The sequence below is a fragment of the Mycolicibacterium confluentis genome, from assembly GCF_010729895.1.
GTDB classification, from domain to species: Bacteria; Actinomycetota; Actinomycetes; order Mycobacteriales; family Mycobacteriaceae; genus Mycobacterium; species Mycobacterium confluentis.
This window is the reverse complement of sequence record NZ_AP022612.1, coordinates 1,647,883-1,671,410: the sequence shown is the minus strand read 5'-3', so window position 1 is coordinate 1,671,410 and position 23,528 is coordinate 1,647,883. Positions and strand designations below refer to the sequence as shown.

General features: G+C 68.0%; 24 protein-coding genes. 9 read left to right on the top strand and 15 right to left on the bottom strand.

The annotated features are described in order from the left end of the window. The first annotated feature begins 119 nt into the window (after positions 1-119). Genes G6N34_RS07825 through G6N34_RS07800 form a run of 6 tightly spaced genes read left to right on the top strand, consistent with a single transcriptional unit; the run spans position 120 to position 7,797 of the window. Positions 120-1,772: an ABC transporter substrate-binding protein gene (locus tag G6N34_RS07825; protein WP_085151336.1), complete on the top strand. Its 1,653-nt coding sequence runs from the start codon at positions 120-122 to the stop codon at positions 1,770-1,772. Beyond that, a complete protein-coding gene (locus G6N34_RS07820) occupies positions 1,769-2,737 on the top strand; it encodes an ABC transporter permease (RefSeq protein ID WP_085151335.1) in 969 nt (322 codons plus the stop codon). Before G6N34_RS07825 ends, G6N34_RS07820 begins: the two co-directional genes overlap by 4 nt. Next, the gene (locus tag G6N34_RS07815; protein WP_085151334.1) at positions 2,734-3,597 is read left to right on the top strand and encodes an ABC transporter permease; all 864 of its coding nucleotides are present in this window, start codon (positions 2,734-2,736) and stop codon (positions 3,595-3,597) included. The genes G6N34_RS07820 and G6N34_RS07815 overlap by 4 nt, the downstream gene beginning before the upstream one ends. Then, positions 3,594-5,216 (top strand): dipeptide ABC transporter ATP-binding protein, encoded by a 1,623-nt coding sequence (locus G6N34_RS07810; protein WP_085151333.1) that lies wholly within the window; start codon positions 3,594-3,596, stop codon positions 5,214-5,216. Before G6N34_RS07815 ends, G6N34_RS07810 begins: the two co-directional genes overlap by 4 nt. Next, on the top strand, positions 5,213-6,583 hold the full coding sequence (locus G6N34_RS07805; RefSeq protein WP_085151332.1) for an LLM class flavin-dependent oxidoreductase: 1,371 nt from the start codon (positions 5,213-5,215) through the stop codon (positions 6,581-6,583). The genes G6N34_RS07810 and G6N34_RS07805 overlap by 4 nt, the downstream gene beginning before the upstream one ends. Beyond that, entirely contained in the window at positions 6,580-7,797 is a 1,218-nt protein-coding gene (locus G6N34_RS07800) for an acyl-CoA dehydrogenase family protein (RefSeq protein WP_085151331.1), read from the top strand. The genes G6N34_RS07805 and G6N34_RS07800 overlap by 4 nt, the downstream gene beginning before the upstream one ends. Here G6N34_RS07800 and G6N34_RS07795 read toward each other — a convergent pair. From G6N34_RS07795 to G6N34_RS07770, 6 genes are all read right to left on the bottom strand, one after another. Further along, the gene (locus G6N34_RS07795) at positions 7,788-8,330 is read right to left on the bottom strand and encodes a hypothetical protein (protein ID WP_085151350.1); all 543 of its coding nucleotides are present in this window, start codon (positions 8,328-8,330) and stop codon (positions 7,788-7,790) included. The two genes, G6N34_RS07800 and G6N34_RS07795, sit on opposite strands and share 10 nt — an antisense overlap. Positions 8,331-8,454: 124 nt before the next feature. Continuing rightward, entirely contained in the window at positions 8,455-9,519 is a 1,065-nt protein-coding gene (locus tag G6N34_RS07790; protein WP_085151330.1) for a DNA topoisomerase IB, read from the bottom strand. Between the two features lie 99 nt (positions 9,520-9,618). Beyond that, complete coding sequence (locus G6N34_RS07785; protein ID WP_085151329.1) at positions 9,619-11,460, bottom strand: alkaline phosphatase family protein; 1,842 nt, start codon at positions 11,458-11,460, stop codon at positions 9,619-9,621. A 96-nt stretch (positions 11,461-11,556) separates the two neighbouring features. Next, positions 11,557-12,144 carry an Rv0361 family membrane protein gene (locus G6N34_RS07780; RefSeq protein WP_085151328.1) on the bottom strand — a complete coding sequence of 196 codons (588 nt, stop codon included), beginning with the start codon at positions 12,142-12,144 and terminating at the stop codon, positions 11,557-11,559. A 1-nt stretch (position 12,145) separates the two neighbouring features. Then, the gene (locus G6N34_RS07775; RefSeq protein ID WP_085151327.1) at positions 12,146-12,856 is read right to left on the bottom strand and encodes a hypothetical protein; all 711 of its coding nucleotides are present in this window, start codon (positions 12,854-12,856) and stop codon (positions 12,146-12,148) included. Positions 12,857-12,866: 10 nt separating this feature from the next. Next, the gene (locus G6N34_RS07770; protein WP_133057747.1) at positions 12,867-13,736 is read right to left on the bottom strand and encodes a hypothetical protein; all 870 of its coding nucleotides are present in this window, start codon (positions 13,734-13,736) and stop codon (positions 12,867-12,869) included. Between the two features lie 328 nt (positions 13,737-14,064). Between G6N34_RS07770 and G6N34_RS07765 the strand changes: the two genes are divergently transcribed. Beyond that, positions 14,065-14,325, top strand: a complete 261-nt coding sequence (locus G6N34_RS07765; protein WP_133057746.1) for a hypothetical protein — start codon at positions 14,065-14,067, stop codon at positions 14,323-14,325. Here G6N34_RS07765 and G6N34_RS07760 read toward each other — a convergent pair. Together G6N34_RS07760 and G6N34_RS07755 are read right to left on the bottom strand one after the other, a co-directional pair. Beyond that, positions 14,301-15,203, bottom strand: a complete 903-nt coding sequence (locus tag G6N34_RS07760) for an alpha/beta fold hydrolase (RefSeq protein ID WP_085151324.1) — start codon at positions 15,201-15,203, stop codon at positions 14,301-14,303. The two genes, G6N34_RS07765 and G6N34_RS07760, sit on opposite strands and share 25 nt — an antisense overlap. Beyond that, positions 15,200-16,972, bottom strand: coding sequence for an N-acyl-D-amino-acid deacylase family protein (locus G6N34_RS07755; protein WP_085151323.1), 1,773 nt, complete (start codon positions 16,970-16,972; stop codon positions 15,200-15,202). Before G6N34_RS07755 ends, G6N34_RS07760 begins: the two co-directional genes overlap by 4 nt. Positions 16,973-17,049: 77 nt before the next feature. On the opposite strand from G6N34_RS07755, the gene G6N34_RS07750 reads away from it, so the two are divergent. Beyond that, entirely contained in the window at positions 17,050-17,307 is a 258-nt protein-coding gene (locus tag G6N34_RS07750; RefSeq protein ID WP_085151322.1) for a DUF3556 domain-containing protein, read from the top strand. Continuing rightward, on the top strand, positions 17,304-17,405 hold the full coding sequence (locus G6N34_RS27935) for a DUF3556 domain-containing protein (protein WP_234812842.1): 102 nt from the start codon (positions 17,304-17,306) through the stop codon (positions 17,403-17,405). The genes G6N34_RS07750 and G6N34_RS27935 overlap by 4 nt, the downstream gene beginning before the upstream one ends. Here G6N34_RS27935 and G6N34_RS07740 read toward each other — a convergent pair. The 7 genes from G6N34_RS07740 to G6N34_RS07710 form a co-directional block, all read right to left on the bottom strand. Next, on the bottom strand, positions 17,374-17,982 hold the full coding sequence (locus G6N34_RS07740; protein ID WP_085151321.1) for a TetR/AcrR family transcriptional regulator: 609 nt from the start codon (positions 17,980-17,982) through the stop codon (positions 17,374-17,376). The genes G6N34_RS27935 and G6N34_RS07740 overlap by 32 nt on opposite strands. A gap of 61 nt (positions 17,983-18,043) precedes the next feature. Continuing rightward, positions 18,044-18,499 carry a VOC family protein gene (locus G6N34_RS07735; protein ID WP_085151320.1) on the bottom strand — a complete coding sequence of 152 codons (456 nt, stop codon included), beginning with the start codon at positions 18,497-18,499 and terminating at the stop codon, positions 18,044-18,046. Between the two features lie 37 nt (positions 18,500-18,536). After that, positions 18,537-19,379, bottom strand: coding sequence for a nitroreductase family protein (locus G6N34_RS07730; RefSeq protein WP_085151319.1), 843 nt, complete (start codon positions 19,377-19,379; stop codon positions 18,537-18,539). Continuing rightward, positions 19,380-20,135, bottom strand: a complete 756-nt coding sequence (locus G6N34_RS07725) for an O-methyltransferase (RefSeq protein WP_085151318.1) — start codon at positions 20,133-20,135, stop codon at positions 19,380-19,382. Next, a complete protein-coding gene (locus G6N34_RS07720) occupies positions 20,132-21,472 on the bottom strand; it encodes a cytochrome P450 (protein ID WP_085151317.1) in 1,341 nt (446 codons plus the stop codon). The genes G6N34_RS07725 and G6N34_RS07720 overlap by 4 nt, the downstream gene beginning before the upstream one ends. Beyond that, a complete protein-coding gene (locus G6N34_RS07715; RefSeq protein ID WP_234812841.1) occupies positions 21,469-22,518 on the bottom strand; it encodes an aminotransferase class I/II-fold pyridoxal phosphate-dependent enzyme in 1,050 nt (349 codons plus the stop codon). Before G6N34_RS07715 ends, G6N34_RS07720 begins: the two co-directional genes overlap by 4 nt. Further along, positions 22,515-23,522: a 3-oxoacyl-ACP synthase III family protein gene (locus G6N34_RS07710; protein WP_085151315.1), complete on the bottom strand. Its 1,008-nt coding sequence runs from the start codon at positions 23,520-23,522 to the stop codon at positions 22,515-22,517. Before G6N34_RS07710 ends, G6N34_RS07715 begins: the two co-directional genes overlap by 4 nt. Between the last annotated feature and the right edge of the window lie 6 nt (positions 23,523-23,528).

Sequence of the window (23,528 nt, the reverse complement as noted above, 5' to 3'; positions counted from 1 at the left end):
GGCAGGCTTCCGAGGTCCACCAACAACAGCCAGTCCCAGAAGGCCGCCCAAACGGCCCGCGGACCAGCGCAACACCGCAGACTCCCCCGGCGGAGTCACAAACCGAAAGATCCAACTCAGTGATTCGAAGTTCGTATCGTCGTGCCGTCCCGAGCGCCCTCGTGGCCGCCCTGCTGCTGGCCGGCTGCGGCAGCAGCAGCGACACCGCCAGCGAGACCAGTGACGGCACTCCTGTGAACGGGGGCTCCATCGTCTACGCCACGGACCGCGAACCCACGTGCCTGGATCCGCACAACTTCGGCGACATGCCGCAGACCTACGTCGCGCGCCAATACCTGGACAGCCTCGTCTCCGAGCGCCCCGACGGCTCCGTCGTGCCGTGGCTGGCCGATAGCTGGGAGGTCTCCCCCGACGGCCTGACCTACACCTTCAAAATCAAAGAAGGCGTGAAGTTCCACGACGGCACCCCGCTGGACGCCGAGGCCGTACACGCCAACTTCGTGCAGATCCTCGACCCGGCCACCGAGTCGGCCACCGACGCCGGCTACCTGCGGCCCTACTACGAGTCCTCAAAGGCCATCGACAAAAACACCTTCGAGCTCAAGCTCAAGACGCCGTATTCGGCTCTGCTGCCGGTCCTTTCGCAGGCGTTCTTCGGCATCGAGTCGCCGAAGGCCATGGCCCGCGGCCTCGAGGAGAACTGCCAGTCGCCCGTCGGCACCGGCCCGTTCATCGTCAAGGCCTGGAATCGCGGCCAGAGTGTGGAACTCGTGCGCAACGAGGACTACAACTCGGCGCCGGCCGACGCCAAGCACCAGGGCCCGGCCTATCTGGACAAGGTCACCTGGAAGTTCATCGAGGACGGTTCGGTGCGCGCCGCCGCGGTGCAGGGCCGCGACGCCGACATCATCTTCAACCCGCCGCCGCAGCAGGTGGCCGCACTGAAGGCCGACCCGAACCTCGAGACCCAGGAGTTCACCCACACGGGCCTGCCGAACGGCGTCGCGCTCAACACCACTCGGGCACCGTTCGACGACACCAAGGTTCGCCAGGCCTTCGTCTACGGCTCCAACGCCGAGGCCGCGGTCAAGTCCGCCTACCTCAATGTCTACGACTGGGAGCACGGCCCCATCTCGTCCACCACGCCGACCTACAAGGACCTGCGCAGGTTCTACGAGCACGACAAGGACAAGGCCAACAAGCTGCTCGACGAGGCCGGCTGGACCGAACGCGACTCCGACGGCTACCGCACCAAGGACGGCAAGCGCCTGACCGCCGAACTGGTGTACTCGGCCGACACCGGTGACACGCCGCCCGCGGATGTCACGCTGTTCCAGAACATTCAGGCCGCGGAGAAGGAGATCGGCTTCGACGTCGTCCTCAAGCCGCTGCCGCAGGATCAGTACTTCGCGGCGTTCTCCGACAAGGACGCCTATGACGGCCTGACCGGCGCCTACTGGAACAGCCCCACGCCTGCGGTGTTGTCGATCGTCTTCAGCAGCGACTCGCTCAAGGCCGCCCCCGGCAACAACATGAGCTGGGTCGAGCACCCGAAGATCGACGACCTCGTCAGAAAAGCCGCCGCGACCACGGATCCCGCTGAGCAGCAGCGCCTTTACGGCGAGACGCAGGACATCGTCGCCGAGGAGGCCTACCAGCTGGGCCTGTACCCGGTGGTCACCCGCCTGGTCGCCAAGAAGAATCTCAAGGACGTCTGGATCGAGCCGTCCGAGGGCGAGCCCGTCCTGCACGACGCCTGGCTGGCTCCGTGAGCCTGGCAACACCTGCCGCCCGCCGCACCCCTCTCGGGGTGCGGCGGGTGCTTGTCCGCGTCGCCGGCGTCATCGGCGTGCTCTGGGGCGCGGCCACTTTGACGTTCATCGCCCAACTCCTGATGCCCGGTGACCGGGCGCAGACCATCCTCGGCGGCGCGGGCTCGCGGCCCAGCCCAGAACAGCTGGCCGCGATCAACGAGCAGTACGGCTTCAACGACCCCGCCATCGTGCAGTACCTGCGCTTCCTCGGCGGCCTGCTGCGCGGCGACCTCGGCACGTCCTACATCCTCAAGCAGCCCGTGGCCGACATCATAGGCCACCACCTCGGCCCCACCCTGACGCTGACCCTGGTGTCGCTGATCGGGGCGTGGGTGGTCGCAGTGTCGGTCACGCTGCTGACCGCGCACCGGGGCCGCTGGTTGTCCAGCATCGGCTCGGGCATCGAGATCTTCCTGGCCTCACTCCCCCAATACTGGCTGGGCATCGTGCTTCTGGTGGTCTTCGCGATCCAACTGCGGTTGGTGCCCGTGATCGGCGACGACGGTCCCGTCGGCCTGATCCTGCCCGCGCTCACGTTGGCGCTGCCGCTGGCCGGCTACCTGGGCCAGGTCACCCGCGACGAGTTCTCGTCGGCCATGGAGCAGCCGTTCGCGGTCTCCGCCCGGGCCCGTGGCATGAGCGACTGGGGTGTGCGCTGGCGCCACGTCCTGCGGCACGCGATCCTGCCGGGCCTGACCCTGTCGGGATGGGCTCTGGGATCACTGTTTTCGACGGCCGTGATCGTCGAGTCGGTGTTCGTCCGCCCCGGCCTGGGCCGCGTGCTGGTCGACGCCGTCACCAGCAAGGACATGCCCGTCGTGATCGGGGTGACGCTGTTTGTCGCCGCGGTCTACGTGGTGGCCAACCTGCTGGTCGACATCGGCTTCGGCCGCGTCGACCCGCGCCTGCGGAGGGCCCGATGACCAGCCCGATTACGAATGCCCTGTCCCCCACCGTCAGCACCACCGGGCCGAAGCGGAAGTTCCGTCCCGCGGTGGTCCTGGCCTCGGCCTACCTGGCGCTCATGCTGGCCTGGGCCATCGCCCCCGGCGCGTTCACCAGCGGCACCCCGTACGACACAGACATCGAAACCCCGCTCAAGCCACCGTCACTGGAGCACTGGTTCGGCACCGACGCCTCGGGCCGCGACATCTTCACCCGCGTGGTCTACGGCACCCAGAGCTCACTGGCCATCGGCGTGGGCGCGACGGCCCTGGCGCTGATCGCCGCGATCATCCTCGGGTTCGGCGCGGGCCTGGGTGGCCGCTTCGCCGACGGCGCCATCAGCCGGTTCATCGAAGTGGTGCTGTCGATTCCGGGTCTGCTGCTCGCGCTGCTGTTCATCGCGATGTTCGGCCCCGGCGTCGTCACGCAGATCCTCGCGGTCGCGATCGGCTCGGCCGTCGGCTACGCCCGCATGGTCCGCGGCCAGGTCATCGCGGTCAAGGACTCCGGATACGTCCACGCCGCAACGGCTCTCGGGCACTCCCGCGGGAAGATCATCACCCAGCACGTGTTCCCCAACGCCATGCGCCCGCTGGTCGTGCTGGGCACCATGGGCATCGGCCAGTCCATCATCTGGGCGTCGTCGCTGAGCTTCCTGGGCCTCGGTGTCGCACCTCCGGCCCCGGAATGGGGCGCGATGCTCAACGCCGGCCGCGACTTCGTGACCACGGCGTGGTGGCTGGAACTGTTCCCCGGCCTGGCGATCGTCGGTTGCACGCTGGCCGTCACCGTCGTCGGCCGGTATCTGCAGCAGCGACTCGAAGGAAGACTGTCATGAGTGAGTTGCTGAAAGTCGAGGACCTCACGGTCGGTTTCGGCGACCGCGACGTCGTCCGCGGCCTCTCGTTCCAGGTGAACCCTGGTGAATGCTTCGCCATCGTCGGTGAATCGGGCTCCGGCAAGAGCGTCACGGCCCGCACGATCCTGGGCCTGGCCGGGCCGAACGCCCAGGTCAGTGCCAGCCGGCTGGAGCTCAACGGAAAGTCGCTGCTGGGCAACAGGGATCGGGACTGGCGGCGCATCCGCGGCCGCGAGGTCGGCTTCGTCCTGCAGGACGCCCTGGTGTCGCTGGACCCGCTGCGCAAGGTCGGCGACGAGATCGCCGAAACCCTGCGGCTGCACAAGTTCGGCAACAAGGCCGCCCGCCGTCAGCGGGTACTGGAACTGCTTGAAGCCGTGGGTGTTCCCGAGCCGGAACTGCGGGCCCGCCAACTGCCCGGGGAACTCTCGGGTGGGCAGCGGCAGCGCGCCCTGATCGCCTCGGCGATCGCGCTGGATCCGTCGCTGGTGATCGCCGACGAGCCCACCACGGCCCTGGATGTCACGGTGCAGGCGCAGATCCTGGATCTGCTGGCGGGAATGAAGGACAAGGGTACGGGCCTGGTGCTGATCAGCCATGACCTCGCGGTCGTGGGCCGACTGGCCGATCGCGTCGCGGTCATGCGCAACGGCGTGCTGGTCGAGCAGGGCCCGGTCGCCGAAGTGCTGGCTGCACCGTCGCACCCGTACACGCAGGCCCTGCTGGACGCGGTCCCGGCCGCGCACCGCAAGGGCACCCGGCTCTCGCACCAGCCGGCGCGCGCGGTGCACGGCACGCGGCACACCGACACCGAAGGCGTGCTGCTGCAGGCCAAGAATCTGGTGAAGCGGTTCCGTGGGCCCGACGGTGTCGAACGCACCGCGGTCTCCGATGTGTCCTTCGAGATCGGTGTCGGCGAAACCCTGGGCATCGTCGGCGAATCCGGCTCGGGCAAGACCACCACGGCCCGCATGGCCCTGGCGCTCACCGAGCCCGACGAGGGCTCGGTGCACCTGCTCGGCGAACCGTGGAGCGAACTCACCGAGCACCAACGCCGTCCGAGACGCCGTCGCATCTCGGTGGTGTACCAGGATCCGCTGAGCTCGTTCGATCCGCGCTGGAGCGTGCGGCGCATCCTCACCGACGCGCTGCCCACCGACACCTACGAGGACGCCAAGGCTCGCGATCAGCGCGCCAAGGAACTGCTCGACGACGTCGGCCTGGGCGAAGAACACCTGGACCGCCGTCCCCTGCTGCTCTCCGGCGGACAACGGCAGCGCGTGGCCATAGCGAGAGCACTCGCCCCGGAACCGTCGCTGATCGTGTGCGACGAACCCGTCTCGGCGCTCGACGTCACGATCCAGGCCCAGGTGCTGGACCTGCTGACCGATCTGCAGGAACAGCTGGGCCTGAGCTACCTGTTCATCTCGCACGACCTGGGCGTCATCCACCACGTCGCCGACCGCGTGCTGGTGATGCGGGAGGGCAGGGTCGTCGAAACCGGCACGGCCGAAGACATTTTCGACGCCCCGCAGAACCCGTACACCCAGGAACTGCTGGCCAGCCTGCCCCAACCGACTACAGGAGCCGCACTGTGACAAGACAGATCATCCTCAACGCGTTCGACATGAACTGCGTGACCCACATCGTGGCGGGCACGTGGCGCCACCCCGAGTCGCAGGCCGCACGGTACAAGGACCTCGAGTACTGGACCGACCTGGCCAAGGTGCTCGAGAAGGGCCTGTTCGACGGGCTGTTCATCGCCGACGTGCTGGGCATCTACGACGTGTTCGGCGGGGGCCCCGACACCGCGCTGCGCACGGGTGCGCAGGTGCCGGTCAACGACCCGCTGCTGGTCGTTCCGGCGATGGCCGCCGTCACCAAGCACCTGGGCTTCGGGGTCACGGCCGCAACGTCTTTCGAGCATCCGTACTCGTTCTCGCGCCGCATGTCGACGCTGGACCACCTGACCAAGGGCCGGGTGGGCTGGAACATCGTCACGGGCTATCTGGAGAGCGCGGCGAAGAATCACGGTCTGAACACCATCACCCCGCACGCCGACCGCTACGCCATCGCCGACGAGTACACCGAGGTCCTCTACAAGCTGTGGGAGGGCTCGTGGGAGGACGACGCGGTCGGCACCGACCCGAACCGTCCCGAGTACGCCGATGCGTCCAAGGTGCACCCGATCGGCCATGAGGGCCAGCACTTCCGGGTGCCGGGCATCCATCTGTGTGAGCCGTCGCCGCAGCGCACCCCGGTGCTCTACCAGGCCGGTGCGTCGACACGGGGTCGGCAGTTCGGCGCCGAGAACGCCGAGGTGATCTTCATCGGCGCCCCCACCAAGGAGGTGCTGCGTGAGGCCGTCGCCGATATCCGCGCCCGCGCCGCCGCGGCGGGCCGTGACCCGTATGACGTGAAGATCGTCAACAGCCACGTCATCGTCACCGGCGAGACCGAAACCGCCGCGCGACAACGCTACGACGAGTTCCGCAGCTACACCGATCCCCAAGGGGCACTGGCGTTGTGGTCGGGCTGGCTGGGTACCGACCTGTCGCAGTTCTCGTTGGATGACCCCGTCGAGGTCACCGACAACGAGTTCCTCAAGTCGTCGGTCGAGATGTTCGGGCAGGGCCAGTGGACGCTGCGCGACTTCATCGACCAGCACGCCATCAACGTCGACGGCGCGATGGCCGTCGGATCCGCCAAGCAGGTCGCCGACGAGCTGCAGGAGTGGGTCGAGGAGACCGACGTCGACGGCTTCAACCTGACCAACGTCATCACACCCGGCACGTTCGTCGACGTCGCCGAGCACGTCATCCCCGAACTGCAGCGCCGCGGCGTCTACAAGACCGAGTACACCGAAGGGACGTTGCGGCACAAGCTGTTCGGCCGCGGGCCCCGACTTCCCGAAACCCACCGTGCGGCCAACTACCGCCACGTCACCCAGGAGGCAACCCGATGACCGCCATTTCCACCGAGCCGCTGACCTACGGGTCGGAGCGTCTGGCCCAGCTGATCGAGAAGATCGGCGAGGGTGCGCTGGAGCGTGAGCGCACCGGCGAGCGGCCGTTCGCCGTGATCGAGGAGATCAAGCAGTCCGGACTGGGTGCGCTGCGGGTGCCGCGGGCCGAGGGCGGCGGCGGCGCGACGCTGCGCGAGCTGTTCGCGACGGTCATCGCGATCGCGACCGTCGATGTCAACGTCGCGCACATCCTGCGCGGGCACTTCGCGCACATCGAGGAGCGGCTGCGCCTCGACGGTGAGCTTCGGCAGCAGGGCATCGATCTGGCGTTGGGCGGCAAGCTGATCGGCAACGCGTCCACCGAGATCGGCTCGACGCCGGCCGGCGGGTTCACCTGGCAGACCAGGCTCACCGCCGACGGTGACAACTACCTGCTCAACGGCAAGAAGTTCTTCACCACCGGCACCCTGTACTCCGACTACGCCGAGGTGCTGGCCAGTGATCCCACAGGTGCCTCGGTGATCGCGCTGGTGGCCACCGATCAGCCGGGCGTGACCGTGCTCGACGACTGGGACGGTATGGGGCAGCGCGCCACCGGCACCGGCACCGCGACCTTCGAGAACGTCCCGGTGCTCGCCGAGGAGGTCATGGAGTTCGCCCCGCCGGGCGCCGACGACGAGGAGCAGTCGCTGTACCTGTCCGGCGCGTTCTTCCAGCTGTACGTCACGGCGCTGGAGGTCGGCGTGATCCATGCGCTGCGCCGCGACGCTGTGGAGCACGTGCATTCACGGGCCCGCAGTTTCGCGTGGGCGCCCCACCCGGTGCCGGCCGACGATCCGCTGCTGCAGCGCGAGATCGGTGAGATCGCCGCCGCGGCCTACGCCGGTGAGGCCACGGTGCTGGCCGCGGCCGAGGCTCTGGGGATCGCCTACCAGGCTGACATCGACAAGACCGACCCGGACCTGGCGTTGGCGCATGAGGCGTCGCGGCAGGCCGCGGCGGCCAAGATCGTCGTCGACGCGTTGGGCATCAAGTCGGCGTCGCAGATCTTCGACGTCGGCGGCGCGTCGATCGTGCGCCAGGCGCACCTGCTGGACCGGCATTGGCGCAACATCCGCACGCTGGCCTCGCACAATCCGTCGTCGTACAAGGCGGCGGCACTCGGCGCGTACTACACGCGCGGCACCAAGCTGCCGGGCAGCGGCTACTTCTGATCGGGCCGGTCCGGGCCCGCGCAGGGCGGCGGCCAGGTGTGCGTACCCCCGCCCGAGCGGGGTTCCTCGATGGGCTGTGTCCGGTACCGCATGTCCGGCTGGGAGCGGGCGGCCGGGGTGATGACGACCGAGAGCCACACCACGGTCAGCGTCGCCGCGGCCAGCCCGCCCGCCGCCGTCGACACCAGCAGCGTCGCGGCCGCGTCGCTGGTCTGGCACCACCAGAACGCCGCCGCTCCGGCCACCGCGGCGAGCCCTGACAGGTACGCCGCCGCGGAGGCCCAGCGGAAGCGCCGAAGCCGCAGCGCGGCGGCCGAGCAGAACGCGGACCCGGCGGCCAGCACCGCCGCCACCAGCGGCAACCCCGCGTCGTCCCCCACCAGCACGCCAGTGGTCGCCGCAATGATCAACACGACGACCGCCGCCACACCGATACGGCGGACCCATGGGCTCAGATGGACCTCTTCGAGCACCCGGTGTTCGATGTGGCGCAGGGTCGCCTCGATCGATTTCTTCGATCGCAGTCGAGACACGGGGTCCACCTCCTTTAAAGCTGCCCTCGAGGATAGTCGCGGCCGACCACGCCAGAGTTCCCGCTGCTCCACAGTGCGGATCTTGGCGCAGAGGCATCCAAATCCGCGCAGCCAACACCGAGATCTACGCCGCGGTCGGCATCGGCTCCCCCTGCGGGCGCCGTGAAGCGGCACTGCCCTTGCCGACGCGGTTGATCAGCGAGCGGGTGGCCTTCTCCAGGATGGCCTGCGCGGCGGCGGGTTCGGTCTCCTTGGCCGCCCGACGTACCGCGGACGCGATGGTCAGCCCCTGCTCGTAGCCGGCCACCACGCGCGGATCGACATACGACCCCCGCGCCACGGCCGGGGTGTTGCCCAACTCTCCGGAGACCTCTTTCATCACGGCGGCCTCGATCTTCTTGGTCTGCCGCTTGGTGGTCGCGGGGTCGGCGTCCCCGAAGGCCGCGGCGCCCAGCACCGTGCCGTGCCACGTGCGAAGATCTTTGACGCTGTACTCCTCGCCCACCATCTCCTTGAATCGCGCGTTGAGGTCGGAGGCGCGAACGTCGGTCCAGCCCTGGGCCGTCCGGCACACCAGCAGGCGCTCGGTGCGGGAACCCCGCTTCAAGAGAGCCTTGACCGCCCGCGACACCTCGGGGTCCTCGAGTTCCAGCTGACGCTGCACACCACTTTTGGCCGGGTAGTCGAACACCACAGACGACCCGCGCACGTTGACGTGCTCACACAGCAGCGTGGCCAGGCCGTAGGACTCGTTCTCCTCGGCGTACTGCTCACCGCCGGCGCGGAAGTACCCGCGGTCCAGGAGGTACAGCGCCAGCGCCAGCACGCGCTCACGGGTCAGCCCGCGGCCGGCCAGATCCTGCGCCACCTGCGCACGCCATTCCGGGAGGTGCCTGGACATCTCGAGCACCCGGTCGAACTTCTCCTCGGACCGCTCCTGCTGCCAGCGCACGTGATACAGGTACTGCCGCCGCCCCGCGATGTCGGTGCCGACGGCCTGGATGTGCCCGTTGGCGAATGGGCTGATCCACACCTTCTTCCAGGCCGGCGGGATCACCAGGTCCTTGATCCGCGCCAGGGTGGCGTCATCGGTCAGCGGTGAGCCGTCGGGGCCGGTGTAGGCGAAACCCTTACCGCACCGCCGCCGGGTGATGCCCTGCGAGGACAGATTGCTGCGCTTGAGCCGCATGCCGTCGGGATACCCTGCGGCGGCTCGGCTTATGCAGAGACTGTGGGGAGTTGAAGGGATACCGGCGAGAAGCCCTCCAACTCCGCACAGTCGAAGCCACTAGACCGCGATCGCGACCTCGGGCCACAGGATCGGGTCGGCCGACTCGCGCAGCTCCGGCGCCGACGGCGGGATGACCCCGGCGCCGGTCAACTTTGCGACGATCTGCGCGATCACATCCGTCACCGCATACAGCGCGCCGCCGATGAGCTCAACGGGGATGACCGCCACCGCGGCCAACTGGCTGACCACGGGGATACCCTGGCTGGCGATGTCGTTCAACTGCGACGTGATGGTGTTGGTGATCTGAACCACGAAGTACGGGATGCTCGTGAAGATGGTGCGCACGCTCAGGGTGAAGGTCGTGGCGGGATCGGGCCAGCCGTAGCTGTCGATCTGCTCCTGCAGCGCCTTCTGCAGATCATCCGGACTGACCTGGCCGCCGCTGCGGTCCATCAGCGGCTTGCCGTCGGCGTCGCGGGTCGGGTCGATGCCGAAGAGCTTCACGACGGTGGGCGTGACGTCGACGATCTCGTACCCGAGGTTCATCTCCCCCACACCGAAGCCGGGGCCGTCGACGATCACGAATGACGATGTCTCACGCGGTGATTGGAACCCGTGCCCGAAACCCTTCTGCGGCTGATGGCCGTGGTCGGTGACGACGATGACCGTCCACTCCTCGCACGCACCCGCGGCGCAGGAGGCCGCTTCCCTCGCGGCGACCGCGTCCAAGATCGCGCCGAGGTTCTCGTCGGTGCGGGCCAGGGCGTCGGCGTACTGCTGCGAGTCACCGCCGTGCGCATGGCCGGCCTCGTCGACCTGCACGAGGTAGGTGAACAGGAAGTTCGGGACTTCGCTGTAGGCGGGGTCGGTGCCGAGGATGGTCTTGATGGTCTCCTCGGTGACCTTCTCGTCGGTCTTCGACCAGTCGCTGTCGCCCGCGACCTGGTTGACGAGCGTGACCTCGTCAGCGCCGAAGGTGCCCGCGCTGGCGATGTCGGTGATCACGTCCCAGTCGGCGATCACCTTGGTGCGGATGTCCCGGTTGGCGCCCTCCAACTGGTCGAACACCGTGGGCCACTTGTTGTACGGCGCCGGATTGAAGATGTTGTTCACCACGCCGCTCTTGTTGTCCCACACGCCGGTGAGGATCGCGGTCCAGGACGGGTTGGAGATGGTGGTGTGCCCGGCAATGCTGGAGGCGCTCGTGGTGCCGGAGTTCATCAGGTTGATGAACTTGTCGTTGGTGACGGGGTCGTCGAGGATCTTGCTGAGGTTGACGCCGTCGACGCCGATCACCAGCACGCGTTGCGTTGGCGCAGAGGTGGTTTGGACCGCGGCCTCGGGTGCGCTGTCGGTGCGGCGGGTGGTGGAGACGACCGTGGTGTTGGCGCCTGCCAGGGCGAACGGCAGCAGCGGGCTCGGCAGCGACGGCGCCTTGATCGGGGCCGGCTTCGGCAGCTTCGGCAGGCTCTTCAGGAACGCGGTGAGCGCCTTGCCCGGCTTGCGCTGTTCCTCACCGACGCGGACCTCGACACTGCGGCGCAGGGTCGTCGACGCCTCGGCAATGGAATCGACTGCGCGCGAGAACCCTTTGGTGACATCGAGGCGCTCGACGTCCCTGTCCCTGTCCTTGACCGTGCGGGCCGCCTCGACCGCCGCGGCCAAGCGCTCGCTGCGCTTGGCGACATCCGAGTGCACCTTCAGTCGTTCGGTGGCGACGGCTCGGCGCTGCTCGCGCGCCGACGTGCGGTCCGCCCGGTCGGTCGCGCTGGAGCGTGACGTGGAACTGCCGGACGCCGAGTCAGAGTCCGATTCGGCGTACGCGACGGCGGTCCCGGCGACCGATCCGGCACCGGCGACCGCGCCAGCGACCGCCACGCCAAGGCAGATCTGCTTCATCGTCGTCACGGTGCGCCCTCCAAAGGCTCTGTAGTGCGGGGTTTTGGAGAGGGTACAAAGGTTGTGACGATCGTGGGGCCGTTTTTGCCGAGTGCGTCAATCCCCGCTCGGATTGCACAGTTTCCAGGCGTCGCCCTCACGTTTGAGCGTGAACGTGGCGGCGGGCGTCGGCGGACGGGTGACGTCGACGGTCGCCGTGTCCTTGGCCAGCGAGATCGCACCGATGTCGACGGCCGCGCGGGCGCCGGGGGTGATGGGTTCGGCGTCCGGGTCGTAGTCGGATTGGTCGGTGAATTCGGCGGCTTCGGCCGCACACATCAGGGATGCCATTGTGGGCGTGTCGGCGGAGTCCGATGCCTCGGCGAACTCCGTTACGGTCTGGCGGATCTGCGCGAGTTGCGCCTCGGTCTCGCTTTGCCGGTGCCACGCGACTCCGCCGATCGAACCTCCGGCGGCGAGCAGCGCGACCGCAGTCCCTGCCGCAATCCAGATGCCACGGCGGCGTGTGGGCTTCGGCTGCCCTGGAGGTTGCGGCACGGGGTGATAGGCCGACGGCGCGACGAGCACCGGCGGGATGTTCGACGCCTGAATCAGCGGCGGCGGCGGTCGCAGGGGCGGCGAGGGCCGCTGCGGCGTTGGACGCAGCACGGTGGTCTTGTCCGGGTCGAAGGGCGGATGAGTCATGTCAGCCCTCGAGCGGGATCATCAGGAACTCGTCGAGGGCCTCACCGAAGGTGGTGAGTTCCAGGTCGGGTTCGTAATAGGTGACGGCGGTGCCGAGCGGAAGGTCCGGCGAGGTCAGCAGATCCGAGTATGTTTCGCGGCCCGTCACGCGCAGGAAGCGGCGGGAGTCCGGCAGCGGGATCTCGTGGTCCCATTCGGAGTCGAACCATCCGCGCACACCGTCCTCGGCCGCATCCAGGTATGCCGCATAGGTTTTCATGTCGCGGGGCGCGGTCAGGCCGCAGGATTCGCCGTCCCAGGTCGTGAAGCCCGCGTGCACCGTGCGCAGAAAAGTCTGCACGGGCCGCGGCAGTGAGTCGAAGAGCGGCGGTTCGACGAAGCTGGCCGGGCTCTCCCCCATCCAGGTCGCGTAACCGTCCACCTCGCTGCGCAGCACGTAGTCCAGCGTCGGGGCGTCCACCCACGAGTGCTTGACGACGCGGACGTCGACGAGTTCGGTGCGCAGCGCGGCGGCGAATCGCGGGATCAGATCCAGGAAGTCGGTGTTCCAGAACGACAGTGCGGCGGCGATCCGCTCCTGCGGGTCGCTGGACTCGGCCACGGGCCACCACGCCTGCGGGATCAATGCGCGGGTCGCCGGCCCGGGTTCGAGGATCTCGAACGGGGTGTCCGCCCATCCGGTGAGGGCGCCCGCCAGTTCGTCACGGTCCATCAGGGCTCTCCTAGGCTCGGCTGTCTGCCAGTGTGGCAATCAGTTCGGTGAGTTCGGCGCGTTTGCGGTTCTGCAGGGTGGTCTGCGCGTCGCGCCACGTGGGGTCCACGCCCTGCATGTCGGCGGCCGATCTCGAATTCTTGTTGACGACGTTCACCACCGACGGCAGCCACTGAAGATTGAGTGGGGCGTTGAGCACCAACCACATGTCGTCGGGTGAGAGCTCCAGGAACCTTGGCAGGTACATGATTTCGACCTTCGGCACGATGTGGTCGGCGGACACGGCCGGGCTGCCATCCCGTCGGGTTCCGACCGTGGTCCACGGTTGAGAGGGGTGACGGTCGCCGACCTGGGGTCGCGGCTGCCCCTGCAGCGAGGTGTTCGGAAAACTCTTCATCGGCGTCGACAGCTTCTTGACCACATCCCAGACTGGCCGAATCGGGCTGCCGCTGGGAACGGTCACCCTGCTGTTCGGCAGTGTCGGCACCGGGTTCGGCGGCACCCACCCGGGCGGCACCTGCATCTTGGCCTGCGTCAGATCGGTGCGCGCCTTGGGGGTCAGCGGTGGGGGCAGCGGGCCGTTGGCGGTGAGCTTGGTGGCGGCGTTGGCGCAGGCGCGAAGTTTGGCGGCGTTGGCATCGCGCTCGGCGTTGAGCTGCTCGGCCTCGCGGTTGTAGGGATCCGCGATGTGGGGTGGCGCAACCCCGCCGGGCGGGCGGCGCGCGTTGTGCGCGTCGATCTTGGCGCCGGTGGCCTCGGCCGCCGCGAGCTGTGCGGCGCAGACTTCTGCGTGGGCGTCCGGCGGGTTGAGCAGCCCGGCGAGCACGGCGAGCAGGGCAAATAGGACCGCGAGCACGGCTCTGATGAAACGTCTGCGCACCCGTCGGCCCTCCTCGAAACTGTTGCACTTTGAGGCTATAACCGTTGCAGTAGGGCTAGGTGCATCAATTTTCTGTAGCGGTCCGCCTGGGCCCCGGCCTGGGGCGTCATCAGGTGATGACGCCGTTCAGAAGAGGGATGTCAGGGGGACGCGACCAAGGAGGGTTCCGGCCGCGCCGGGACCCGACCAAAGACCGTCCCCACCACACGCCGTCATCAAGTGATGACGCCCCACAGACGAGAGGCATCAGGGGGACGCGACCACGGAGAGTTCCGGCCACGCCGCGACCCGACCAAGGACCCTCCCGACCACACGCCGTCATCAAATGATGACGGCCTCCAGACAAGGGGTGTCAGGGGGATGCGACCACGCGCGCTGGGCCGCCCCCAAGGCCGATGTCTGCGCCAACTATCACCGCCGCAACCAGGCCCGGTTGAAGACCATGGTCTACACGCATCCCAAAGTGGTCAGCTACTACAAGAACTCGGCCGGGGACGTGCCCACGCTCTACGGGTTCCGCATCGTCGACTACTGGAAGTGGACCAGCAGGGTGAACCCCGACGACTACGAGGTGGCATCGCCCGCGTAGTCGCCGATGAGCCGGTGCACAACCTCGGGCTTATCCAGGTGCATGAAATGCCCGGCCCCGTCGATGATCTCGTGACGACTGCCCACCGGCAGCCCCTGTGCGCTCACGGTGCCGATCCGGACATCGATGGCGCCGTCGATGCGGCCGTGCAGCACCAGAAGCGGTGAGATCGGCTGCTGCGTCATCCCGTATCGGTCCAGGTCGGGCTGCCTGCCACGCCGCAACGGGCGCATGATCGCACGGTAGTAGGACAGAGCGGCGGTGCGGTGACTGGTGTCCGGGAGGCTGTCCCACAGTCGCGCAAGGTCCTCGCGGGCGTCGTAGCCTGGCGGGCACCAGTCCCGCCACAGCTTGGGGATCACCCGGTCCAGGTTGCGTTCCGAGATCCGCGGAAGCTGTTGGAACAAAATGTACCAGCTCATTTTCAGTTGCCGCGGAAGGAACGGCGCCATCCTGCGCGCGTTGCCGGCCGCCCGCAGGCTCGCCGGCAGCGGCACCCCCATCGACACCACGGTGCCGAACGGGTTGCCCGGATAGGCCGTGACCCCGGCGGACGCCAGCCCACCCCAGTCGTGTCCGACCAGGACCGCGTCGTCTCCGCCGCCGAGCGCGGCGTGCAGTTCCATCGCGTCGAACATCAGCGCACCGATCCCGTAGTCGCCGTCGCGCGCGAGTTCGGTGGGCGCGTAGCCGCGCATGAACGGGGCGATCACGCGGAAACCCTGCGCGGCGAAGTGCGGGCCCAGGTGCCGCCAGGTCCACGCGGTGTCGGGGTAACCGTGCAGGCACAGCATCAGCCGGCCGTCCGTCGGCCCCCAGGCCAAGGCCTCGAATCGCAGGTGCGGCAGGTCCAGGGTCACCCGTGCGGGCTCAGTCATATCGACAGACTCGCACGCTCGGAGTCCAGGCGGGTCGGCGCATTGCGGGGCCGCCCGTCGGCGCGCAGGAAGCTGCCGGTGCGCTGACTGCCGACAAGGTCGGTGGGCGCGCCGTCACGGAACACCGTGTTGCCCGCCACCAGAACGGCTTTCACGGTCTCGTCGTTGCGGTTGACCATGCGTTTGAGACCGTCGAACGCGTCGACGGGCGCCTCGTGGTAAGCGTCGAGGGACGAATCCAGCCGCTGCGGGTCGAGCACCACAAGGTCGGCCCAGTCGCCCATCCGCAGGTGCCCGGCATCGAGGTGATACCAGTCGGCCAGCTCGCCGGTGAGGCGGTGCACGGCACGCTCCACGCTCATGAACCCGTTGTCGCGGACGTGGCGCAGCAGGCGCAGGCCGCTGTTGTAGAACGCCATGTTCCGCAGGTGCGCCCCGGCGTCGGAGAACCCCATCTGGGTGCCGTTCTTGACCGCAAGCTGCCGCAGCGCCTTCGGCCGGTGGTTGGAGATCGTGGTGCGCCAACGCAACTGCTCACCATGTTCCAGCACAAGGTCGAGGAACGCGTCGACCGGATGCAGCCCACCGCGTTCGACACCCACCTGACCGAAGCTCTTGCCCACCAGGCTCTCATCGGGGCAGGACACGATCTCGGCGTCGAAGAAGTCGCGGTGCCAGGCGCGCGCCCCGAACCGGCTGTCGTAGTCCTTGCGGAACGCGCGGCGATACTCCTCGTCGGCGAGCAGTTCGTTGCGCTCGAACTCCGTCTTGAGATGCAGCGCGGCAGCACCGGATCCGAACTCCTCGAAGATCACCAGGTCGATGCCGTCGGCGTACACCTCGAACGGCACCGGGAGGTGCTGGAATCGGAAGTCCCCGCCGAGGCGGTTGGCGATCGCGGCCAGCGCCACCGTCAGCCACATGGCACCGGGCGCGGACTTCATGTCCGCGGCGGCCAGCAGGCTGGTCTTGAGGCGCGGCCGGCCGATCCCCACCGACTGGAAGGCCTGCGACGCGATGTCCTGCGGGTGGGTGATGTCGGGTCCGGACTGCAGCGCGCGGTCCCGCTTGCGCAGAATTGACTTGAGCCGACGCAGTTCCCGCGCCTTGGCGTACGTCGACGGCAGGGTGCGAGACCGGCAGACGTCGCCGTCGAGCTTGTCGAAAAGCAGTTGCTGCGAGGACAACCCGATGAAGCCCGCGTCGAGGGCCTCGGTGAGCATCTCCTCCATGCGGGCCTGTTCGGCCTTCGTGGGGCGGACATCCTTGCGGGTGGCGCGGTCCAGGCCCATGACCGCGACGCGCATGTCCGAGTGGCCGATGAAGGCCGTCACGTTGGGTCCCAGCGGCAGCGTCTCGAGGGCCTCGACGTACTCCTCGGCGTTGGTCCAGTTCTTGCGCTCGCCCAGGATGCGCACGACGTGCTCGTGCGGGATGGCCTCGACCCGGCCGAACAGGTCGGCGGCCTCGGAGGCGTTCACGTGCACCGTCGACAGCGAGCACGACCCCATGACGATCGAGGTGACACCGTGGCGCAGTGACTCCGTGAGCGCAGGCGCGGGCAGCACCTCGGCGTCGTAGTGGGTGTGGATGTCGATGATGCCGGGGATGACCCAGCACCCGGCGGCGTCGACGACCTCTGTTCCCTCGATCGGATCCGCGGTCACCGCGGCGATCCGGCCGTCGCGGATACCCAGGTTGCGCAGGGCCGACGGGCCTCCCGTGCCGTCGAACAGACGGCCGCCCCGGATCACCTTGTCGAAGGTCATGGCTGCGCCTCTCCTGTCATCGGTAGTTGAGTTGACAGTTTAGTGTTTTTGTCAACTCGTTGTGTTGCTTTGCCGACGTGGGATTCCTCGAACCCAACAGGCCCCAGGTGGACCTCGCGAAGTGGCCCGCGCTGAGTCGCTCGGAACGCATGGGACCGATGGCGCGGCACATCGCCGAACACGGCATGGGAAATCCCGACGTCTTCTCTCTGCTCTACCTCGTCAAGATAGGCGTCTACGTCTCAGGCGGTGCCTGTTTTGCGTTGTCCACCTCGGATGTGGACGGCTGGGGCAGTGGCAGCGCTACCGGATCGTCGACGCGGCCACGGGGTTGATCGAGTCCGGCACGTTCCGCGTCGCCGACGTCGTCGACCGGCAACCGTGGGAGCTCGACGTCCCGATCACGGTCGATGACGGGCGATCTCGGCCGTGACGACCGGACCCAACCAGCGGCGCACATATCCGCGCAGCGCCTCGCCGGAACGGGGCGGGCGCCCGGGATCGATCATGAACGACTGAAGCAGGCGCAGCATGTACTCGACCAGATCGTCGATCGCGGCGTCGTCCATGCCGAGCGCGGCCCAGTCGACGTCCAGACCGGCGAGGATGCCGTGCCCGAACTGCTTGGCCATATCCGAGGTGACTTCGGTGGAGGTCCGGCCGAAGTCGTTGGCAAGCATCAACTGCACGGGTTTGTCGTTCGGTAGCCATTCCAGGGTGAACGCGAAGCTCTCCACGAGGGCGTCGACGGGATCGGTGATGCCTTTGAGGTGCGCGGCCAGGCGTTCGATGAACCGCACACCCGACCGAGTGGCCACGGCCTCCAGCAGCGAATTCCCCGGGAAGTAGTTGTAAACGGTCTGCCGGGACACCTCGAGTGCGCGCGCGACGTCGGCGACCCGCATGGCGGCGCCCCGCTCATCGATGGCTGCGCTGGCGGCGTCGAGGATGCGCTCGATGGCCTCCTCGTCGCTCGCGGGCGTGGCTCCGCCCCACCCATGGGTGCGCATGGACTGAATCTTGTCGGCGCAGTGATCCGGGTGTCAATTTCGGCGCTTTGCTGGACCCCAGTCAGGGCCGCGCGGTCGCCCACCACTGTTCGATGAACGGCTTCATGTTGCGGCTGACGAGTTCGACCCGCGGACCCGCCGGCCCCCTGGCGTATGCCCACAGCAGCGCGCCGGAACCGTCGGGGTTGTACGACTTGACCTCGCAGGTCATCCCGCCGGATTCCAGTGCGGCCAAGTCAGATTCGACGACGTCCGACCAGTACCCGATGTGGTGCACGCCGGAGTCCGCGGGCGTCCACACCGAGCCCATGACCGTCTGCACCAGTTCCAGCCTGGGTTCGGCGCCCGAGTAGGCCATCTTCATCGGGACGGTGATGTCCCCGGCGGACGTGACGACCTGCTGATCGACGCTGACGACGTCGGTCCAGGTGTATCCCGCCACCGCGGTGAACCATTCCATCGCGGCCCCGAGGTCATCGACGACGATCCCGGTGTGGAAGAGGTCTTCGGCCTTCATTGGTCCTCCTTACCCGTGGGTCGTCGCCGTCGGTGCTCTACCGGAGGCCGCTGTCCCAGCTTGTTGTGTCGGCCACCGACAACCGTTCCACCGCGGGCAGCGGGTCGCCGTCGGTCGGCGCGTGCCCCAGCCGGATCAGTGCCTGGGGATACGCGTCACCGTCGAACACCTCTGCTGCCAGCGCCAGACGGTCGCGGATCTGTTTCAGCGGAAGGGTCAGTGGGCAACTGGCCAAACCCAACGCGGTGGCGGACAACAGGAGTCGACTCAGGGTCTCCCCGGCCCGCAGCCGCGACTCGTCGTCGTCGGCCTCGGTGCCCAGCACCAGCAGCACCCCGTCGTCCCCGTGCGGGGAGTCTGCGCCTGCGCCGTCTCCGCCGTAGCGCAGCACCACGTCGTCGTCGCGGCGGGCCCATCTGCTGGCGGGCACCACGGCGAGGGTGGCCTGGCGCCGGGCGGCGCGGACAGCGAGCAGTTCCAGCGTGCCGGGCGGAATCGGATCCGCCCGGTAACGGCGACGGTCGGCACGACGGTGTGGGATGGCGACAGCCAGCTCCCGGCTGGGTTCGGTGGCCGGCGCTTCGATGACCTCGATCAGGGCCAGATGGTCACGGTCGGCACCCGGGAAGCGCCGGAGCCGGCTCTGCCATCCCTGCGCCGCGAACGCCACGACGCAGTGGTCCAGCACGGCGCCGCAGCTGAGCAGGACGTCACGCCGGTCGGAGTCGGTGTCGCCGAGTTGGCGGCTGCGGTTCGCGTAGAGATGGACACCTTCTCGGCTGACCCGCCAACGCCACGGCTGCGAGTTCTGGGCCGACGGCGCTCGGGCGGCCAAGTCCAAGGCCCGCTCGAGCGTGGCTGTATCGGGAAGACCTGCCATCTATTCGCCGAGGTACTCCGACTCGAGGACCAGATCGGGGATGACGCTGCCGTACTCCCCGTGGGTCTTGTGCTCGACGGTCCGCCAGGTGCGGCCCTGTTGCTGGCGCATGTAGGCACGGTACTCCGGCGCTCCCGGAATTCGGACGTTGTCGGCGACGACGATCGTCCCGTGGTGCAGCCACCCGCGCGACTCGATGCTGCGCAGATCGCTCAGGTAGGCGTTCTTGTCGTGGTCGAGGAAGAGCAGGTCGACACACCCAGAACCGAAGCCGTGCTCGGCGGCCAGCGCGTCGAGCGTCTTCCCACCGTCACCGAGGGTGCCCACCACGCACGTGATTCGGTCCCCCACGCCGGCATGCTCCCAGATCCTTCTGGAATTGACGGCGTTGGCCGGAGCCATTTCGATCGAGTACACCTTGGCGCTCGGTGCCGCCGCGGCGATGCGCAGCGCGCCGTAACCGCAGTAGGTTCCCAATTCCAACGCCAGTTTCGGGTTCGCGCGCCGCACGGCGGCATCGAGCAGCCTGCCCTTCTCGTCGCCGATGTTGATCAGGAACGACTCGGTGTAGGCGAACCGGTCGATGGTGTCGAGCACGCTGAGGATGTCGCCCTTGCGGGCGTTGGCCAGGACGTACTCGACGACGGCGGCCTCTCGTCCGTCACCCACCTGCCCGAGGGTCGCGATGTTGCCCTGGGATGCGGCCATCCGCCAGAACGACCATCGGAGCAGTGGTACACGCTGCTTGAACTTCATGAGTTATCTCCTTGGTGCTTACGGACGACTTCGAGGGTGATCGGTCTGCTGGGTACGGCGGCCACGCCCCGCGGGATCGATCGGGGCAGCCTTGCCCCCCGCCGTCCCGCGGGAATCTGCAGTTCGACGTTGGTCAGGATGGTCCCCAGCGCGATCGCCAACTCAAGAGCCGCGAACGACGATCCCGGGCAGCGCCGGTGCCCGTACCCGAATGGCGAATACTCGGCTGGAGAAGGTCGGCGAGCCAGGAATCGCTCGGGGTCGAACGCGCTCGGGTTGGGCCACACCTGCGGATCGGCGTGCAATGCGGGCAGCGCGACGCCGATGACGTCTCCCGGTGCCCGTTCGGTCTGCCATGCCGTCACCGGGCACGTGAGTTGTCGCACGACGATCGACACCGTGGGATGCAGCCGCAGTGTCTCGGCGATCACCGCGGACAGATACGGCAGCTTCGGCAGCTGCTCGGGCGTGGGGTTGCCGGCGAGCTCGTCGAGCAGCTTCTGCCGGACCCCGTCGTCGGCGTGCACGTGGTACAGCGCCCACGCCAGTGTGGTCGCCGACGTCTCGTGCCCGGACACGAGCAGCGTCCGCAGCTGTTGGCGCACGTCGTCGTCGCTGCGCCCGGGGCCGTCGTCATCGGTCATCAACACGCTCAGCACGTCGTCGCGGCCGTCCGACCCGGAGTTTCTGCGATGCGAAATCTGCTCTGACAGCAGCGCGTCCAGCTCCACACGCCGCGATGAGAAGCGCCGCCACGGACCGAGTCCAAACGGTGCGCGGCGCAGCGCGGGGAAGAACATGAACGGCGCCACATAGTCGCGCATCATCGCCTTCACGACGGTGACGTACCGGTCGCGCAGATCGCGGTCCTCGATGCCGAACACCGCCTGAACGATGATCTGCAACGTGATCGACTGCGCCGCATCACGACTGTCGATGGTCATGCCTGGTTCCCATGTCGCGATCTCGTCCAGGGCCGCCTCGACCATCAACCCGGTGTAGCGCCGAATCCGGTCATGGTGCAGTGCGGGCAGAAACCGCGCACGCTCCTGCTTGTGCCGGACGCCGCTGAGCAGAATGATCGAGCCGTCGCCGACGACCGGTTCGACCGGGTTGGGCATCGGTGGGGTGAACGCGGAGACCGGAATCCGCAGGAACTCGCGGATGTGGGCGGGTTTCGCCGCGAACAACACATCGCCGAAACCTGGGATGGGCATCGAGAAGGCCCTGCCGCTCTTGGCTCTCCGCCGAAAGTAGGCCTCGGCGTCGTACCACGCCCCGACCTTGTGGACGAGGCGGAATCGTGGCCTCGACGGCGCGTCCAGCGTGGAGGTCATGACGCGTCCGACATCGCCGCGATCGTCGCCAGCACCGCCTCAGTGGATTGCCGATTGCCCACGGTAATCCGCACTCCGCCGTCCGGGTAGGTGCGAACCCGTGGTCCGGTACCGTCGAACACCTCGGACCAAAGATGCCCCTGTGCAGGCAGATACACGAAGTTGGCATGGGCGTCTGTGCTCCAGACACCCATCTCCTTAAGCCGCGAACGCAGATGATCGCGTTCTGCGGTGATCCGTTCGATCCGGCAGTTCAGCTGGCCTTGAGCCTCGAACGACGCCGCGACCGCGGCCAGGCTGGCGACGGTGGCGCCGAACGGCAACTGCATCGCCCACAGTGCGCGGCCCATGTCCGGCGAGCAGATGCCGTACCCCGTCCTGATTCCGGCCAGGCCGTAGGCCTTGGAGAACGTGCGGATCACCACGACGTTCGGGAAACGCCGCAGCAGGAATCTTGGATGGATGCGGTGCCGCGGCGACACGAATTCGATGTATGCCTCGTCGAGCAGGACCGTGGTACTGGGACCGATGCGCTGCAGGAATCGCAGGAGGTCCTCGGCGGGCGCCAGGGTGCCGGTGGGGTTGTGGGGCCGGCACACGACCACGATGTCGGCGTCGGTGGCGGCGTCTGCCATGGCGTCGAGGTCGTGGTGTCCGTGCCCATCCAACGGCACGGCGATGGCCTCCAGTCGAGCCATCTGAGCGAAGATCGGATACCCGTCGAATGTGGGTGCCGCCATGACGATTTGATCACCGGGACGGGTCAGCCCCTGCAGCACCTGCATGACGACGCCGGTGGCGCCGGCACCGACGATGATCTGCTCCTCTTCGAACCCGAGGTGGTCTGCGATGAGCCGACGGAATCGTTCCGGCAGAAACTCCGGATACCGGTTGACGGAGTCCACGGCCCGGACCATCGCGGCGCGAACCGTGGGCAGCGGAGCGAACGGGCTCTCGTTCAACGACAGCGCCAGCGGGTCCTCGGCATCGGGGAGCCGCAGTGGCAGGCCAGTCGGCGGAGTGCTGGAGGAGAACGCGGCGGTCACCGGCCGCCCCATCGAACCGCGGCGGCACCCGCAAAGTCACCGGCGTGCGCGAAGGCCGCCATCATCACCACGTCGCCGTTCTTGACCTGGCCCTCGGAGATCGCGCGGTCCAGGTTCACCGGAATGCCTGCGGCGAACAGGTTGCCGCACTCATCGAACGTATCGCGGTGTTTCTCCTGGGGCAGTTCCAGCGCCTCGCGCCAGTTGCGCAGGAACGCCCGGTTGGGCTGGTTGGTGACCAACAGGTCGATGTCCCTGGGCTTCATCCCGATTCGGTCACACACCGCATAGGCGACCTCGGGGACCTGACGGTTCCCGCGGGCCAGCACCTTGGTGATCTTGCTCTCGGTGAAGCCGATGTAGCCCTCGCCGGTCCCGGGCTGCCACCACTTGCGCGGCGGGTCCACCGCGATGGTCATCTCGCCCGCGTACTCGCCATAGGTGCGGCACTCCACGTCCAGGATCGGCGACTCGTCCGACACGGTCACCAGGCCCACCGCGGCACCGTCACCCGGAACTGCCGCCTGGGCCTTACGGCGCACGGTGGGCTGGTCGAAGATCTGTCCCGCGGCGTTCTGCGCCACCGCGATCAACGCCGTGCGGCCCTGGCCGCTCTCGAGCAGAGTGGCCGCCATCTTCATGCCGAGCACGAATGCCGCGCAGCCGCCGTTGTGCAGATCGATCACCCAGCTCGGGTTCATGCCGAGGCGGTGAGCCATCGCACCACCGCCGCCATAGAACGGCATGTCGGGCATCTGGGTGTGGGTGATCAGCACGTCGACGTCGGCGAGGGCGTCGGGACCGCGGCGGTCCAGCAGGCCGGCCGCGGCGCACTCAACCATGTCGACGGCGGTCTCGTCTTCGGCGACGTGATGACGGAATCGCGGGGCGCGGAACATCAGGTTCTCCCGCAGCTCATCGGATTCGGCGTACTGCGCGTAATGCTCCGCCGGCACGGGCTCGCCGGGCAGGTAGGTGGAAACGTCGATCAGGCTGACAGTCATGGCGGT